Origin of the sequence: Lactococcus termiticola, from assembly GCF_003116835.1 — a bacterium.
Lineage (GTDB): Bacteria > Bacillota > Bacilli > Lactobacillales > Streptococcaceae > Lactococcus > Lactococcus termiticola.
This window is the reverse complement of sequence record NZ_BFFO01000001.1, coordinates 197,249-210,963: the sequence shown is the minus strand read 5'-3', so window position 1 is coordinate 210,963 and position 13,715 is coordinate 197,249. Positions and strand designations below refer to the sequence as shown.

General features: G+C 48.9%; 14 protein-coding genes, 3 pseudogenes and 1 riboswitch. Of the genes and pseudogenes, 13 read left to right on the top strand and 4 right to left on the bottom strand.

All coding sequences use genetic code 11. The annotated features are described in order from the left end of the window. The first annotated feature begins 1 nt into the window (after position 1). The 4 genes and pseudogenes from lipA to NtB2_RS01020 all read left to right on the top strand — a co-directional run bounded on the left by lipA (position 2) and on the right by NtB2_RS01020 (position 2,331). Positions 2 to 946, top strand: coding sequence for a lipoyl synthase (gene lipA, locus NtB2_RS01035; RefSeq protein WP_109245158.1), 945 nt, complete (start codon positions 2 to 4; stop codon positions 944 to 946). Continuing rightward, positions 946 to 1,545, top strand: a pseudogene (locus tag NtB2_RS08875) (lipoate--protein ligase family protein); the annotation flags it as partial. The gene lipA and the pseudogene NtB2_RS08875, both read left to right, overlap by 1 nt. Then, a complete protein-coding gene (locus NtB2_RS08870; RefSeq protein WP_439956792.1) occupies positions 1,543 to 1,935 on the top strand; it encodes a lipoate protein ligase C-terminal domain-containing protein in 393 nt (130 codons plus the stop codon). The pseudogene NtB2_RS08875 and the gene NtB2_RS08870, both read left to right, overlap by 3 nt. Positions 1,936 to 1,944: 9 nt before the next feature. After that, positions 1,945 to 2,331: a CdiA C-terminal domain-containing protein gene (locus NtB2_RS01020; RefSeq protein ID WP_109245081.1), complete on the top strand. Its 387-nt coding sequence runs from the start codon at positions 1,945 to 1,947 to the stop codon at positions 2,329 to 2,331. Positions 2,332 to 2,398: 67 nt separating this feature from the next. Here NtB2_RS01020 and NtB2_RS01015 read toward each other — a convergent pair whose 3' ends face one another. After that, the gene (locus NtB2_RS01015; RefSeq protein WP_225867027.1) at positions 2,399 to 3,190 is read right to left on the bottom strand and encodes a hypothetical protein; all 792 of its coding nucleotides are present in this window, start codon (positions 3,188 to 3,190) and stop codon (positions 2,399 to 2,401) included. A gap of 110 nt (positions 3,191 to 3,300) precedes the next feature. Between NtB2_RS01015 and NtB2_RS01010 the strand changes: the two genes are divergently transcribed. From NtB2_RS01010 to NtB2_RS00975, 8 genes and pseudogenes are all read left to right on the top strand, one after another. Next, positions 3,301 to 3,783 (top strand): thiol peroxidase, encoded by a 483-nt coding sequence (locus tag NtB2_RS01010; RefSeq protein WP_109245079.1) that lies wholly within the window; start codon positions 3,301 to 3,303, stop codon positions 3,781 to 3,783. Between the two features lie 213 nt (positions 3,784 to 3,996). After that, positions 3,997 to 4,479 (top strand): redoxin domain-containing protein, encoded by a 483-nt coding sequence (locus tag NtB2_RS01005; RefSeq protein WP_109245078.1) that lies wholly within the window; start codon positions 3,997 to 3,999, stop codon positions 4,477 to 4,479. A 48-nt stretch (positions 4,480 to 4,527) separates the two neighbouring features. Then, positions 4,528 to 4,983: pseudogene (locus tag NtB2_RS01000) on the top strand (ABC transporter ATP-binding protein); the annotation flags it as partial. 211 nt (positions 4,984 to 5,194) lie between these two features. Continuing rightward, positions 5,195 to 5,389 carry an MBL fold metallo-hydrolase gene (locus NtB2_RS00995; RefSeq protein WP_109245077.1) on the top strand — a complete coding sequence of 65 codons (195 nt, stop codon included), beginning with the start codon at positions 5,195 to 5,197 and terminating at the stop codon, positions 5,387 to 5,389. An 89-nt stretch (positions 5,390 to 5,478) separates the two neighbouring features. Then, a complete protein-coding gene (locus tag NtB2_RS00990; protein ID WP_109245076.1) occupies positions 5,479 to 8,019 on the top strand; it encodes a M1 family metallopeptidase in 2,541 nt (846 codons plus the stop codon). A 289-nt stretch (positions 8,020 to 8,308) separates the two neighbouring features. Beyond that, on the top strand, positions 8,309 to 8,704 hold the full coding sequence (locus NtB2_RS00985) for a TetR/AcrR family transcriptional regulator (protein WP_109245075.1): 396 nt from the start codon (positions 8,309 to 8,311) through the stop codon (positions 8,702 to 8,704). Positions 8,705 to 8,761: 57 nt separating this feature from the next. Then, positions 8,762 to 9,034: pseudogene (locus tag NtB2_RS00980) on the top strand (hypothetical protein); the annotation flags it as partial. A gap of 444 nt (positions 9,035 to 9,478) precedes the next feature. Then, a riboswitch (THF riboswitch) is annotated at positions 9,479 to 9,583 on the top strand. A gap of 56 nt (positions 9,584 to 9,639) precedes the next feature. Further along, positions 9,640 to 10,167, top strand: coding sequence for a folate family ECF transporter S component (locus NtB2_RS00975; RefSeq protein WP_109245074.1), 528 nt, complete (start codon positions 9,640 to 9,642; stop codon positions 10,165 to 10,167). 26 nt (positions 10,168 to 10,193) lie between these two features. Here the strand turns inward: NtB2_RS00975 and NtB2_RS00970 are convergent, their stop codons facing one another. Further along, complete coding sequence (locus NtB2_RS00970) at positions 10,194 to 11,384, bottom strand: MFS transporter (RefSeq protein WP_109245073.1); 1,191 nt, start codon at positions 11,382 to 11,384, stop codon at positions 10,194 to 10,196. A 266-nt stretch (positions 11,385 to 11,650) separates the two neighbouring features. Here NtB2_RS00970 and NtB2_RS00965 point away from each other — a divergent pair, with 266 nt between their 5' ends. Next, the gene (locus tag NtB2_RS00965) at positions 11,651 to 11,902 is read left to right on the top strand and encodes a DUF3169 family protein (protein WP_109245072.1); all 252 of its coding nucleotides are present in this window, start codon (positions 11,651 to 11,653) and stop codon (positions 11,900 to 11,902) included. Positions 11,903 to 11,965: 63 nt separating this feature from the next. Here the strand turns inward: NtB2_RS00965 and NtB2_RS00960 are convergent, their stop codons facing one another. Further along, on the bottom strand, positions 11,966 to 12,424 hold the full coding sequence (locus NtB2_RS00960; protein WP_109245071.1) for a MarR family transcriptional regulator: 459 nt from the start codon (positions 12,422 to 12,424) through the stop codon (positions 11,966 to 11,968). Beyond that, positions 12,417 to 13,619 (bottom strand): cation diffusion facilitator family transporter, encoded by a 1,203-nt coding sequence (locus NtB2_RS00955; protein ID WP_109245070.1) that lies wholly within the window; start codon positions 13,617 to 13,619, stop codon positions 12,417 to 12,419. The genes NtB2_RS00960 and NtB2_RS00955 overlap by 8 nt, the downstream gene beginning before the upstream one ends. Positions 13,620 to 13,715 lie beyond the last annotated feature (96 nt).

Genomic DNA, 13,715 nt, shown 5'->3' with positions numbered 1-13,715 from the left:
GATGACAGAAAATTGTGCTTGCGGGCATGGAGGATGTTGCTGTGGCAAGAAAAGCTCTCGCCCGGAGGTCAAAATCAGCCTGATTGACACTGCTCCAAAAGCCCAGGTCAAGCCCCGGGTCCGCTTTAAGGCTGGGGCTGTCGATGAGGTCAAGCAGCTTATGGAAAATGCCGGGCTCAACACGGTCTGTGCCGAGGCCAGCTGCCCTAACATGGCTGAGTGCTTTGCCAACGGGACGGCGACCTTTATGATTTTGGGCTCGCATTGTTCCAGAAATTGCCGTTTTTGCGATGTGACCTTTGGCGGTATGGAGCCGGTCGATGTCGATGAGCCGGCACATGTGGCGGAGGCCGCCTATAAGATGGGGCTGAATCATGTCGTGATTACCTGTGTGGCCAGGGATGACCTGCCAGATGGCGGGGCCTTTCAGTTTGTCCGGACCATCAAGGCTGTCCGTGAAAAACTGCCTGAAGCAACGATTGAAGTCTTGATTTCAGACATGAAGGGGGAGCAGAAGTCGCTCGATCGCATTATTAAGGCGAAGCCGGACATCATCAACCATAATATCGAGACCGTCAAACGCCTGACACCCCAGATTCGCCACCGGGCAACCTATCAGCGGACGCTGGATGTTCTGGCTTATTGTAAGGCAAAGGCTCCGGAGATTTTTACCAAGACTGGTATCATACTTGGCCTAGGCGAAAAACGGGAGGAGGTCGACCAGCTGATGGAGGACACCAGGGCTGTGGGCGTGGACTTTCTGACCATCGGCCAGTATCTCCAGCCCTCAGAGCGGCATTTCCAAATCCGGGAATACATCAGCCTTGCTGACTTTGCCGACTATCGAAAGTTGGCCCTGTCTAAAGGCTTTAAGTTTGTGGCTTCGGGCCCACAGGTCCGCTCTTCATATAAGGCCCACGAGGCCCTGCAAGTAGGTGTCAAGTAATGATATACGTCAATACAGGGTCGACGGATCCCTATTTTAACTTTGCGGTCGAAGAATATTTCATGACGGAAAAAAAGCTGGATGAGCTGGTCCTCTTATTTTGGCAGACCCAGCCAACCGTCATGCTGGGCCGTTATCAAAATGCTTATCAAGAGCTTAATCTGGAGGCGGTCAAGCGAGATAATGTCCGGATAGTCCGCCGGTAGACGGGTGGTGGTACGATATTTACCGACTTGGGAGGCTGGCAGTTTAGTTTTATCAGCCCAGAGCAGAGCGATGAAATTGACTTTAGTCGCTTTATGGACCCGATTGTCAAAGCCCTGCAAAGCCTGGGCCTGTCGGCTGACTATAATAGTCGCAATGACCTGACCCTGGCCGGCAAGAAGATTTCAGGGAATGCCCAGGCGACGAGGGATAATCGGACCCTACATCACGGCTCCCTCCTCTATGCGACCGACCTGTCTAAGATGTCAGAATATCTTAATGTCCCAGCCTATAAGTTGAAATCCAAGGGCATCCGCTCGGTCAAAAGCCGGACCATCAATATTCAAGAGATATTGGTCGACAAATGGTCACCGGAAGTCTTTGGCGAGAAGATGCTGGCGGAGTTATTGAAGCCGGGGACGAGGGTCTACGAGCTGACAGATGCCGATCGCAGGAGCATTGATGAGCTGGCCCAGAAAAAATGGCGGAGCTGGGATTGGAATTTTGGAAAGAATCCTGATGTTGAGATGACCATAAAAAGGGTCCAGCAGTTTGAGGGAGGTCAACTAGAGGTCCAGCTCAGCCTGGTAAATGGCCGGATTCATGCCTGTGAGCTAACGGGAGACTTCTTTGCCCTGGAAGATTTGGAGGATTTTAAGGCGATCCTGATTGGCCTGCCCTATGAGCGGGCAGAGATTGCTCGGCTCCTTGAGGGGCGGGATGGCATGATTTATCGGATGAGTCCGGCGGAGATTTTGGCCTGTTTTTTCAAGTCTGAACGATAGGGGGAATTGGTGGCGAAGTCTAAAGGAAAAATTCTGCCAAATGGCGTTGTCCTTGAAAATCATGAGATGGCAACAGTCGTCTTTCTTACGGAATTGGGCTATGATATCGAATTGATTCCGCCCAGCAGGATTGAAGGGCTTCGGAGTCCGGATATTAGAATGCTTGAGATAGCTTGGGAAATAAAGACCCCCAAAGGAAGCAGTAGATGGACGATTGAAAATCAGTTCAGGCGTGCTGTTAAGCAATCTTCACATCTGGTCTTTGATGCACGTCGCCTCAAAATGCCCAGTGGAAAAATTATCCGGGAGGTCAGCAAGCAGTTTTATCATTTCAAAGGAATAAAGCGACTGATGCTGATTACAAAGCAAGGCGACTTGGTTGACTTTGAAAAATAGATTTGTTAGACTACAGATAGATAAAAGCACAAGCAGTCTCGGAATAGACAGCTTGTGCTTTTTTACTTTATACGACAGTCAACTCATGAATCGTCCTGCCCTCAGCGTCAAAGAGTTCTAACCAGCTATTCGTGCCGGCAAAATAGACGAGGTGGCCGAGTTCATTGACCGAGCGAAGGAGGATGTCCTCAGTCGTCGTCCAGTGCTTCTTGTCGATGCTGTTGGCGTGGTCCTCTCTGAGGCCAGTCGCAAACTTGCCGGTAAAGCTAAGACTACCGTCTTTTCGCAAGGGGACCTGGTCGTCAGGCAGGAGCATGGCACCGGCCTTCAGTCGGAGCTGAGTCGACTTTTCCCAGATGACCTGGCCGGCACAGCCCTCGTGTCGAATTTCAAATTCGATTGTAGAGATGGCCTTCTTCCAGCGGTGCTGGGCCTTGGGAGAGACGGCCTTCTTCTTTTCGAGATGGAGGTCAAAGGGCTGGCAGACAGAGAAAATCTCGTCAGCCGCCTTGGCAGACGCGTTGTAGAGATTTTTGGGGAGTTTCATGGCTTCAGGGGCCTTCTTGAGCTTGATGCCTGCCTCAAGAGCCATGTTGGCCAGATGACTGGCAAGTTGTTCCTTTTCCAGGTCAAAGTCGCTTGGGCGAATCAGGAGGACACGGTCAAACTCGATTTTGCCGATTTGATTGATGCTTTGTCCAATCTGCTGGACCTGTCCCTTTTTGAAGAGCAGGAAAATCTGTTCTTCTGACAGCTTAAAGCGGGCATTGTTTTGCTCAAGAATAAAAAGTTCTGCCTGATTAGAAAGCTTGAGCTGTAAGGATTTATCGTCTAGTGTCACTGTAAAAGTCGTTTTCATAAGCATATTATAGCAAAAAAAGAAGGAAATGAAAATTCCTAATCAAATCATTATTTTTTGTGCCTCAAAAAGGGTAAAATGAATTTAATCAATAGAAAAGAGGTAGTACAATGACTTTTATCAAACTTCAAGGAGAAGCCCTGGCTGAAATCGAGCCTGTCACAAGCGGTCCGGCCCCAGACTTTGAGCTCAAAGACATCAATGGCAAGCCGGTCAAGGCCTCTAGCCTGACTAAGCCCCTGATTATCAGCGTTTTCCCAGACATCAACACATCGGTCTGTAGCCTACAGACTAAGCAATTCAATAAGGCGGCGGCCAGCCACCAGGAGCTGGATTTTCTGAGCATTTCGACCAATACGCCTGAAGAGCAGAAGAACTGGTGCGCGGCTGAGGATGTCGATATGACGATTCTCTCAGATACAGGAGCCTTTGGCGAGGCCTATGGCCTTCTGCTCAAGTCTGGAGCCCTCGAGGGTCGCCTGGCCCGCTCTGTCTTTGTGGTCAAGGCTGGCGAGATTGTCTATGCTGAGGTCCTGGAAGAGATTACGGATGAGCCGGATTATGAGGCAGCACTTGAAGCAGCTTTGGCCTAAGCTAGACGAGCCGTCCATAAAGTCCGTTTCATAATTTTTTTCACTGCGCTCGTGCCGTTTTCTAAAGTCAATTAGCTCTGGTGGGCAAAAATCTTCCAGTCTTATTTCTGAGAAATTCACATCAAAACCATGAGCAATTCCAGTATTTTCAATGCTTCGGCCATGTTAAAATAAAGCTGTCGGCTAGCAAAGCTCAGATAAAGGAGTATGAAAATGACTGTTGATATTTACTCAGACGGCAAGATGATTGCCGCACTCAATCCTAAAGTAGACGGACCTGCCCCAGACTTTCGCCTGCCTGACCAGCATGACCACCGGGTCAGTCTGGCAGACTTTAAGCGCCCTATCTTAATCAGCGTGGTGCCTGACATCACGCATGAGGTCTGTAGTTTGCAGACCAAGCGTTTTAACCAGGAGGCGGCGAAGCATCCTGGCATCAGCTTTTTGACTGTGTCAAAAAACAGCTCTGAAGAGCACCGGGCTTGGTGTGCAGCGGCTGGCGACGGCCATCACATGATTTCAGATGACGGGACCTTTGGCGACATTTACGGCCTCCTGCTCGATGACGGCGAGACGCTGGCTCGGGCGGTCTACCTGATTAAGGACGGCCAGATTGTCTACAGCCAAATCGTTGAAAACATCGGCAATGAGCCTAGCTATGATGAAGTCATGATGGCTGTTGACGAATTAAATTAACAAACAAATTAAAAGCCCCAGGGCTTTTTTTGTGTTATACTTTTCGTTATGGAAAATTTAGCGTTGGAAATCAAGGACTTGAAAAAAGTCTACAATAATGGGGTAGAAGCCCTCAAGGGTATCAATCTCTCCGTCGAGGCGGGGGATTTTTACGCTCTTCTCGGCCCTAATGGAGCCGGAAAGTCAACCACCATCGGTATCATCTCAAGCCTGGTCAACAAGACCTCAGGGAAAGTCTCTGTCTTCGGCTATGACAGTGTCAAACAGATGGTCAAGGCCAAGCAACAATTAGGCCTGGTGCCCCAGGAATTTAACTTTAACCCTTTTGAAACCGTCCTCCAAATCTGTGTCAACGAAGCCGGTTATTATGGCGTGCCCCGCAAGCTTGCCATGGAGCGAGCTGAGAAATACCTCGGCATGCTGGAGCTCTGGGAAAAGCGGAACGACCGTGCCCGCATGCTGTCTGGTGGGATGAAACGCCGCTTGATGATTGCCCGTGCCCTCAAGGAATTTGCTCCTAATGCAGAGTTTTATGCAGATGAAACAGACGCCGTATACATCACAGGTGAGCTAGTGCCGACAAAGCTTGCTCGTCTAGAAGCAAAGCTTGATGCAGGTGAAACACTTAGTGAGTCAGAAATAGGCTTCCACAGCATGTTAAAAAACGGTTTTGCAGAAAGCTTTATTCCAGTCGACCACTTGATTAAGGATGGCGATGAATTTGACTTTGCTGCTGGCTTCAAAGGTCCTTATCGGTGGTGATGCAGTCAATGTTCAGAATGGTGAACTGATTGGCTCTAATCCTGCTATGACTTGGAATATGGAGCAAGCAGAAGCCTCACTTGAAAAAGTGAAACAACTGGACTTATCAGGTGTGATTGCTTATCACACAGGCTTCTTAAAATACTAACTAGAGATGAACCTCGGCAGTAGCAGAGGTTTTTTGTATTGAATTCTGTTATAATTAAAGATAGATTAAAAAAGAAAGCGAGCAAGAAAATGGCAGTAAAACGTCTCATTGAAACTTTTGTCCCAGAAAACTATAAGATTTTCCTGGACATTGACAGAAAAACAAAGACCTTCAAGGGTCAGGTCGCAATCCATGGCGAGGCCAAGAGCGACACGGTCTATTTCCATGCCAAAGACCTGAAAATCAGCTCTGTCAAGGCCTTCAGCGTAGATGCTGATTTCAGCCTTGATGCAGCAAATGAAGAAGTCGCTGTCAAGCTCGACCATGCTGGCGACGTAACCGTCAGCTTTGAGTACGAGGCTGTCTTGACTGACAACATGATGGGCATCTACCCTTCATACTACGAAGTCGATGGGGTCAAGAAGATGCTGGTCGGCACTCAGTTTGAGAGCCATTTTGCCCGCCAGGCCTTCCCGTCTATCGATGAGCCTGAAGCTAAGGCGACCTTTGACCTCTCTGTCAAATTTGACGAAGAGCCAGGCGACATTATCGTGGCCAACATGCCAGAAGTCAGCAATGAAAATGGCATCCACACTTTTGACACCACAGTCCGCATGAGCTCTTACCTGCTCGCCTTTGTATTTGGTGACATGCAGTACAAAAAAGCCAAGACAAAATCCGGCGTTGAAGTAGGGACATTCTCTACGAAAGCTCACGCTCCAGAAGTTCTTGATTTCCCTCTTGATATCGCTGTGAAATCTATTGAATTCTACGAAGACTACTATCAGACTCCTTATCCATTGCCACACAGCTGGCATGTGGCCCTGCCTGACTTTTCAGCTGGTGCCATGGAAAACTGGGGCTGTATCACCTACCGTGAAGTCTGCATGCTGGTCGACCCTAACAATGCCACAGTAGCAAGTAAGCAGTACGTGGCCACTGTCATTGCCCACGAGCTGGCCCACCAATGGTTTGGTGACCTGGTCACCATGCAATGGTGGGATGACCTTTGGCTCAACGAGTCTTTCGCCAACAACATGGAATATGTGGCCATCGACGCCATCCATCCAGAATGGAAGGTTTGGGAATCTTTCTCTATCAAGGAAGCGAGTCTTGCCCTCGATCGTGATGCGACCGATGGTGTCCAATCTGTCCACGTCGATGTTAATCATCCTGACGAAATCGGCACCCTCTTTGACCCTGCCATTGTCTATGCCAAGGGCTCACGCCTGATGGTCATGCTCCGCAAATGGCTGGGCGATAAGGACTTTGCTGAAGGCCTCCGCCTCTACTTTGCCAAGCATCAGTATGGCAATACAGTCGGTGATGACCTCTGGAATGCCCTGGCAGAAGCTTCTGGTAAGGATGTAGCCTCCTTCATGCACAGCTGGGTCAACCAGCCAGGCTATCCAGTCGTGACAGCAGAAGTAGTTAACGATAGCCTCGTTCTCAGCCAAAAGCAATTCTTCATCGGCGAAGGCAAGGAGCAAGGCCGTCTCTGGAACATCCCGCTCAATAGCAACTGGACCGGGCTTCCTGACCTCCTCTCTGAAGAAAAAGTCGAAATTCCTGGCTTTACAGCCCTCAAGGAAGCTAATAGAGGCAAGGCCCTCTTCCTTAATGATGCCAACATGGCCCACTATATCATCGACTACAAGGGTGAGCTCTTGACTGACCTGCTGGAAAACCTGGCTGGCCTTGAAGATGTGACCAAGTTCCAGCTCATCCAAGATCGCAAGCTCCTGGCCAAGGCTGAGCTCATCAGCTATGCTGATGTGGTTGAGATGTTGCCTTACTTTATTAATGAAGAAAGCTATATCGTCGGTACGGCTATCAGCCAGCTCCTGGGCGAGCTTGACAGCTTTATCGACAGCGATACTGAGCTTGAGGCGACCTATAAATCACTGGTCGGCAAGCTCTTTGCCAAGAACTATGCCCGTCTGGGCTGGAAGAAGCAGGAAGGTGAGTCTGCAGGCGATGAGAGCCTGCGCGGGACTGTCCTTGCAAGGACGCTTTATGCTGAAAACGAATCAGCTATTGCTCAGGCTAGAAGCATCTTTGCAGATCATAAGGAAAATCTGGCCGGCATCCCTGCCGACATTCGCCCGATTGTCCTGAATAATGAAATCAAGCAGGCTAATGATGTGGCTCTGGTCGATAGCTATATGGACCTCTACGTCAAGACCAGCCTGCAAGAGCTCAAGCGTGAGCTGGCTAATGCTGTGGCCAACATCAAGGATGAAGAGGCTGTAGCTAAGCTCCTTGACAATATGAAAAATGCAGACATAGTTAAGCCTCAAGACATCGCCTTTTCATGGCTCTACCTTCTCAACAAGGACTTCTCTCAAGATGCGGCCTGGGCCTGGGAGACAGCCAACTGGGACTGGCTGGCTGAAAAGCTCGGTGGCGATATGAGCTATGACAAGTTTGTTATCTATCCGGGCAATCACTTCAAGACGGCTGAAAAGCTGGCCGAGTACAAGGCCTTCTTTGAGCCAAAACTCAGCAATCCTGGCCTGAAACGCTCGATTGAGATGGCCATCAAGCAGATTGAAGCCCGTGTTAAATTGATTGAAAATCAAAAGGCTGGACTGGAAGCGGCGATTGTTGCTGTGGAAGGGAAGCTTTGAGAATGAAGCTCTATCTGGGATAGGGCTTTTTTTTTGCTCTGGGTCGTTGCGTTCCGGAAATTCTGAAAAGCACTGTGGAGGCCCGCGAGCAAAGCTTCGCTTTCATCGCTAAGTTGGAAGCCCGTTGGTCTTCCAACTTGCCTTTTTCCACAGCGTTTTTTAGAATTTCCTTCACTCCACTTGTGCTTTCCAACATGATTGTTACAGCTATTAAGAGGAATTGTTCTTTTTTGAACAAACATTCAACAAAATACCTGACTAATCGTTCAAGAAAGCTTATATTAAAAATATGGGAAGAAGAAAAAGTTTTGATGAAGATTTGGTCTTGGAGCAGGCAGGCAAGTGTTTTGCACGCTACGGCTTTGAAGCTTGCTCGCTTGACCAGTTGGTAGAAGAGACAGGGCTCTTACGGGGAAGTCTGTATGCGGCCTTTGGTAGTAAGCGGGGAATTTTTCTGGCTAGCCTAGCAAGGGCAATGGCTAAAGAAAAGCATCCAATGTCAATGGAGCTCATCTTGGTGGCGATGATGGAGTTGTCGGCGAGAGATGAAGCAATTCGAGAGCAACTCGAGGCCTATCTAAAAGGCAAGGGGCCAGACTTTACGAGAGAGCTTGGGGCTTGTCTTCTGGAAAGAGGAAAACTAGAGATGAAAGACGAGAAAAGAGGTAAGAAAAATGGCAAGTAATCATATTTCATGGACTGAAACAGCTCTAATCATTGAACCAAAGGGCTTAGGCTCTGGGCACTTAAAAAGCGGATTGAAATCCCTAAAGAACATATCGCTGGAGCGACGGTTGATGAAGGGATTCTTAACGAACATGTTTGGAGAACTGGCGGTTTGAGGAGTCCAGGGAAATGGGCTGGGTTCTTTGCTAAAGACGGCGAGAGTTTTTGGTATAACGTCACTCGTGGAGAAAAGCCTGTTGTCATTCAATTAAGGGCTGAGAAGCAAGACCGGCTGATTTTGGGTGTAGAAGAGCCTGAGAAGCTGGTGGATGAGATTAATAATTTGTAATAGGGAGGCCCTGTTGGAGGGCTTGTTCTCTTGTTTTGGGTCGTTGCGTTCCGGAAATTCTGAAAAAAGCACTGTGGGGCCCGCAAGCAAACCTTCGGTTTCATTGCTAAATGCCGATCCCTAGCGGTCTCGTCATTTGCCTTTCTCACAGTGTTTTTTCAGAATTTCCTCCACTCCACTTGTGCCTGAAGAATTGCCTTATTCTCCAAATCAGGCTATTTTTTTGCGATTGAAGGAGTGGAAGAAAATGGGCGAATATCGCAGTGAAAATAGGCAAGTTTGGAGACCGATAGGGCTCCAAACTTAGGAATGGAAGCCGTAAGGCTTCGCTTCCGGCCTCACTGCAATATTCACCCATTTTCTGGAACGACCAAGCCTCAATTCTAAAAAAACTAGCCTTGCAAGATTCCCGAGACTAAGCTAAAATAAAATTATTCATGAATAAACAGAGTAGGGCCAAGCGTTAAGTGTTGTGGAATGGGATGTCGTCCACAGACGAAGTCTGCCGTTAGATAGAGGCAGACGCGGTGCAGGCTCGCATCCGCTGATTTTTTGAAATTTTTTAACTCAAGATCAGTTACTCGCCATTGAATTGGAGGTAACTCATGAAAAAGTATTTCACAAGACCAAGCGTCAGAGACTTGGTCCTTATTGCTGTGCTCATCGGCATTTCGGTCATCCTCAGGTCACTGACCATCGGGACGAGCTTCTGGAAGCTCTCGCCGGGCTTTCTGGCAGACAGCCTGATTGGTTGGATTGCAGGTCCCTTTTGGGCGGGGCTGGGTTTAGCTGCGGGCGATGTCTTCGGTGTCCTCTTTCGTGGGGCAGTCTCCTCGCCTGGGATGACGGTCACAGCCTTCATAGTCGGATGGCTCTACGGCTGGGCTTTTTATCGGAGGCGACTCGACCGGAGGAGTTGGCGAGACTGGCTTTTTGTCTTGATGATCGTTAGCATCATCATGCTCCTGCAAACCCTGATTCTCAACAGCTTCTGGTTGTCGCTCATGTATAACACGCCTTTCAAGGTCCTGCTCTTGAGCCGATTGCCCTTGCTCATACAAATTCCGATTCGGACAATCTTAATCATGGTTTTTTTACCAGAAATCATGAAAATAAAAAAGCTGGCCTACTAAGGATGAAGGCTGGCTTTTTTTGAGTCTTAGATGCTTGAGCGATTGAGGGCAACAGTAATCAGGGCAAGGCCAAGGAAGAGGACGCCGAGAAAAGCTGGACTGGCGTGGCCGAGGCTGCTGTACAGGCCGCCACCAAGGAGGGGACCTGCGACTCGGGCCAGTGACTGGAGGGCTTGAGAGCCACCTTGGACCTTGCCTTGGTCGTTTTCATCCGCTGTCTTAGAGACCTGGCCGTTATAGGCAGTCCCAAAGACAGAGTCGCCAAAGGCGTAGATGAACATGGCCAGGATAAAGAGAGGCCAGAGGCTGAGCAGGGCAGAGAGGCTGATGAGGAGGTAGCCGATGAGCTCGCTAGTCAAAGCCAGTCGCATGAGGTCCTGGTCGCTAAAGTGCTTGAGGAGGAATTTCATGCCGAGGGTCTGAGTGAGAATGTCCATCAAGCCCATGATGGCAAAGATAAGCCCAATAATGACCGCCTGCCAGGCAAAGCTGTCCAGGGCAAACTGGCTGACAATGGCTTGTAGGCTCCCTGAAGGGAGCCAGACCAGGAGGCCGACCATAAATAATCGGGAAAGCTGGGGCAGGCTGAAGAGGTCAAAGAGGCTGGTAAAGGGATTGAGCCGTCGAGCAGGAAGACTGCTCAAACGTTTATCTGCAGTCAGGCTCTCAGGCATGGCGATCAGACCGTAAGCCATATTGATCAGGGAAATCAGGGCTCCAAAGATAAAGGGGACGCTGTTGCCAAACTGGGCCAGGAGGCCACCGATGACGGGGCCAGTGATAGTGCCGACACCAACAGCAGCGGCTGCCCAACCGAAAATCTTGGTCCGGTCTTTAGGCTCAGAAATGTCAGAGAGATAGGCGAAAAGGGCGACGATATTACCGCCAGTCAAGCCGTCGATGATCCGGCCAGCAAAGAGCATCCAGAGGGAGCCCGCCCAGCCGAAAATCAGGTAGCCAATGGCAGAGCCAAGTAGGCTGAAAATCAGGATGGGCCGTCTGCCAAAGCGGTCAGACAGGCTGCCGATGGCGGGAGCTGCCAGAAAAGTGCAGAGGGCGTAGACAGCCGTTAGGCTAGTCACGATGAGGGCCTGCTGCTGGCTGTTAGTAAAGGGCTGGACCATAAAGGGGACGACCGGCGAGATGATGGTAAAGCCAAGACCGGTCAAGAAGCTAGTGATGAGCCCGAAGCTTAGGGCGTGTTTATTGGTGTTCATAGGTGGACCTCGTTTTTTGAGATGGTTGTTGTTCTTGTTTGTGGTTTCCTCGGAAACAAATATAGTATAACTTATTTTTGTTTCCTTGTCAACTAAATGAGTTTTAGAGAGATTTTTTTGGATGAAAATCCGACTAAGAATGGCGTTCTGCCTTGCTTTGAATCTTCTATTTAAGCGATTTATGAAAAAGTATGATATTATAATCTTGAAAGCGAAAACATTCGTTTGGGCGAGCTAATAAATTAATATATAAAGGCGGGGATATCATGAAAAAGACTTATATCAACTGGGGTTTAGCCTTCATTTTCTTAGGATTTCTGGAAGCGATAGTCGGAGCCTTCATTGGGATGACGGTCGATCCCTTTACAGCACCAAGCGACATCAGATTTGAGGGCTTTGCCCTTTATTCCCATGCCTTTTGGGGGAGTGCGGCACCTTATATGATGTTGCCTTCCTTGGTATTGTTTGCTATTGGGATTTATTTGCTGAGAAAGTCAAAGAAAGTTAAAAATGTATAGAGAGAAAAGAGCCTTGAAATCGGGCTCTTTTTCTATGCAGTTGAGGACAATCAAAAAAAAGCCCTAAGCCAGGCCTTCCTTCAACAATCGGTCCAAATGCGAATTATAATCCTTCAAAAACTTCTCTAAAAACTTAAACTCCTCAGGACTCAGCTCATCAAAAACCACCTTATCCTGGGCTAGAAAGTCCTTATGCAAGCCCTCGTGTTGGTCGTTAACAGCCTGACCTTGCGGGGTCAGCTCAAAATAAATTTCCTTCTTATTCTCAGCCGAGCTATAATCCCTAATCATCCCCTTGGCCAGGAGTTTCTTACTGATTTTGCTCGCCGCCCCCCGGGTCATGTAGAGGGCCCTAGCGAGCTTGGTCACGTTGACCTGCTTGATTTGGCCGATGATTTCCAGGGCCTCGATTTCAGAGAGACTCAAGCCCTCAAAAGCTTTTTCCATCAATGGTTTTCTCAGGCGGTTGTTCTTGTTAAAAATGTCGGTCAGCTCGGTCATGATTTCAGCTTGCTTAGTCATGGATTTCGGTCTCCTGTCTATGGATGCAGTACCAGTTGTCATTGCGACGCCAGATGGAGCTGACCTGGTAGCTGTGGCCATCGGTGTATCGGTATTCGAGCAAGAAGGTTTTCTTGCTGACCTGCTGGGCCTCGTAATGATGGAGGGCCAGATTTTCCCTTGGCATGAGCTTCTTATAGGCTTCTTTATCATAAATCCGGCCATTTTCAGCAATGAATTGGAAGTTTTCTGCCAGGAGTTCTTGCGATTTTTGCCGGTTGAGGACCTTTTCTTCCTTGCTGAGGAGCTCGAGGCTACGTGAGGCATAGTGGCGTTCTTCGGGCAAGTCGGCCGGCTCAACGTGGACGTCGGTATCATAGACCTCGTACTTATCTTGGAGGAGCTGCTCGATTTTCTCCGTCATCTCATGGCTCTCAAAGACGGAGAGGTCGGGCGACATTTCGACGACCACATCCAGAAAGATGTTGCTGCCGTAGGTCCGTCCCCGAATCATCTTGACCTTTTTAATTTTAGGAAGTTGTTCAATTTCATTTTTATAAGTATCAATCAGGCTCTCGTCAAAGCCGTCAGAGAGCGAGAAGACACTGTCTCTGAAGATTTCATAAGCGGTCTTGATAATGAAAAGGCCGATGATCAGGGCGACCAGATGGTCGAGCCAGGCCATGTTAAAGCTGGCGGCGACAATGGCGATGGCCGTCCCGATACTGGTCACGGCATCGGCCAAATTGTCCTTGCTAGAAGCCGCAAGAGCCTGAGACTGGGTGCTTTTGGCCAACTGGCGAGTATATAGGTAGACAAAGAACATGATGATGGCTGAGATGACACCAGCCCAGGCACCGATAGGATCAATAGACTCGTTCTTGTTGGCAATGAAATTCATGATGGTCTCACGGAGGACCTCAAAGCCGACCAGAAACATGATGAAGGAAGAAATCAGACTGGCAATAGACTCGATTTTCCAGTGGCCATAGACGTGGTCGTCGTCGGCAGGAATCCGGGCAATCCGGATGCCGATGAGAATGGCGATGTTGCCAAGGATGTCGGTCAGGTTGTTAAAACCGTTGGCCCGCAAGGCCTCAGAGTGGGTCAGCTCAGCGACCGCAATCTGGCCGATGGACAGGAGGATATAGGCTGAAATGGATAGCCAAATCCCTTTTTCTGCCAATTTTAATTTTCTTCGACGTTCGTTGTTCATAGTTCTTATTATAGCAAAAAATGTATTCTGGGAAACGATTAAAATTCCGGTCCAAATCTTTGAAAAAGAGGGCTGATAAAGCTATAATAGCGAGGT

Coding starts and splice junctions, on each gene's coding strand:
- lipA (WP_109245158.1), top strand. CDS start 2: ATGACAGAAAATTGTGCTTGCGGGCATGGAGGATGTTGCTGTGGCAAG.
- NtB2_RS08870 (WP_439956792.1), top strand. CDS start 1,543: ATGCTGGCGGAGTTATTGAAGCCGGGGACGAGGGTCTACGAGCTGACA.
- NtB2_RS01015 (WP_225867027.1), bottom strand. CDS start 3,190: ATGAAAACGACTTTTACAGTGACACTAGACGATAAATCCTTACAGCTC.
- NtB2_RS01010 (WP_109245079.1), top strand. CDS start 3,301: ATGACTTTTATCAAACTTCAAGGAGAAGCCCTGGCTGAAATCGAGCCT.
- NtB2_RS01005 (WP_109245078.1), top strand. CDS start 3,997: ATGACTGTTGATATTTACTCAGACGGCAAGATGATTGCCGCACTCAAT.
- NtB2_RS00995 (WP_109245077.1), top strand. CDS start 5,195: ATGAATTTGACTTTGCTGCTGGCTTCAAAGGTCCTTATCGGTGGTGAT.
- NtB2_RS00990 (WP_109245076.1), top strand. CDS start 5,479: ATGGCAGTAAAACGTCTCATTGAAACTTTTGTCCCAGAAAACTATAAG.
- NtB2_RS00985 (WP_109245075.1), top strand. CDS start 8,309: ATGGGAAGAAGAAAAAGTTTTGATGAAGATTTGGTCTTGGAGCAGGCA.
- NtB2_RS00975 (WP_109245074.1), top strand. CDS start 9,640: ATGAAAAAGTATTTCACAAGACCAAGCGTCAGAGACTTGGTCCTTATT.
- NtB2_RS00970 (WP_109245073.1), bottom strand. CDS start 11,384: ATGAACACCAATAAACACGCCCTAAGCTTCGGGCTCATCACTAGCTTC.
- NtB2_RS00965 (WP_109245072.1), top strand. CDS start 11,651: ATGAAAAAGACTTATATCAACTGGGGTTTAGCCTTCATTTTCTTAGGA.
- NtB2_RS00960 (WP_109245071.1), bottom strand. CDS start 12,424: ATGACTAAGCAAGCTGAAATCATGACCGAGCTGACCGACATTTTTAAC.
- NtB2_RS00955 (WP_109245070.1), bottom strand. CDS start 13,619: ATGAACAACGAACGTCGAAGAAAATTAAAATTGGCAGAAAAAGGGATT.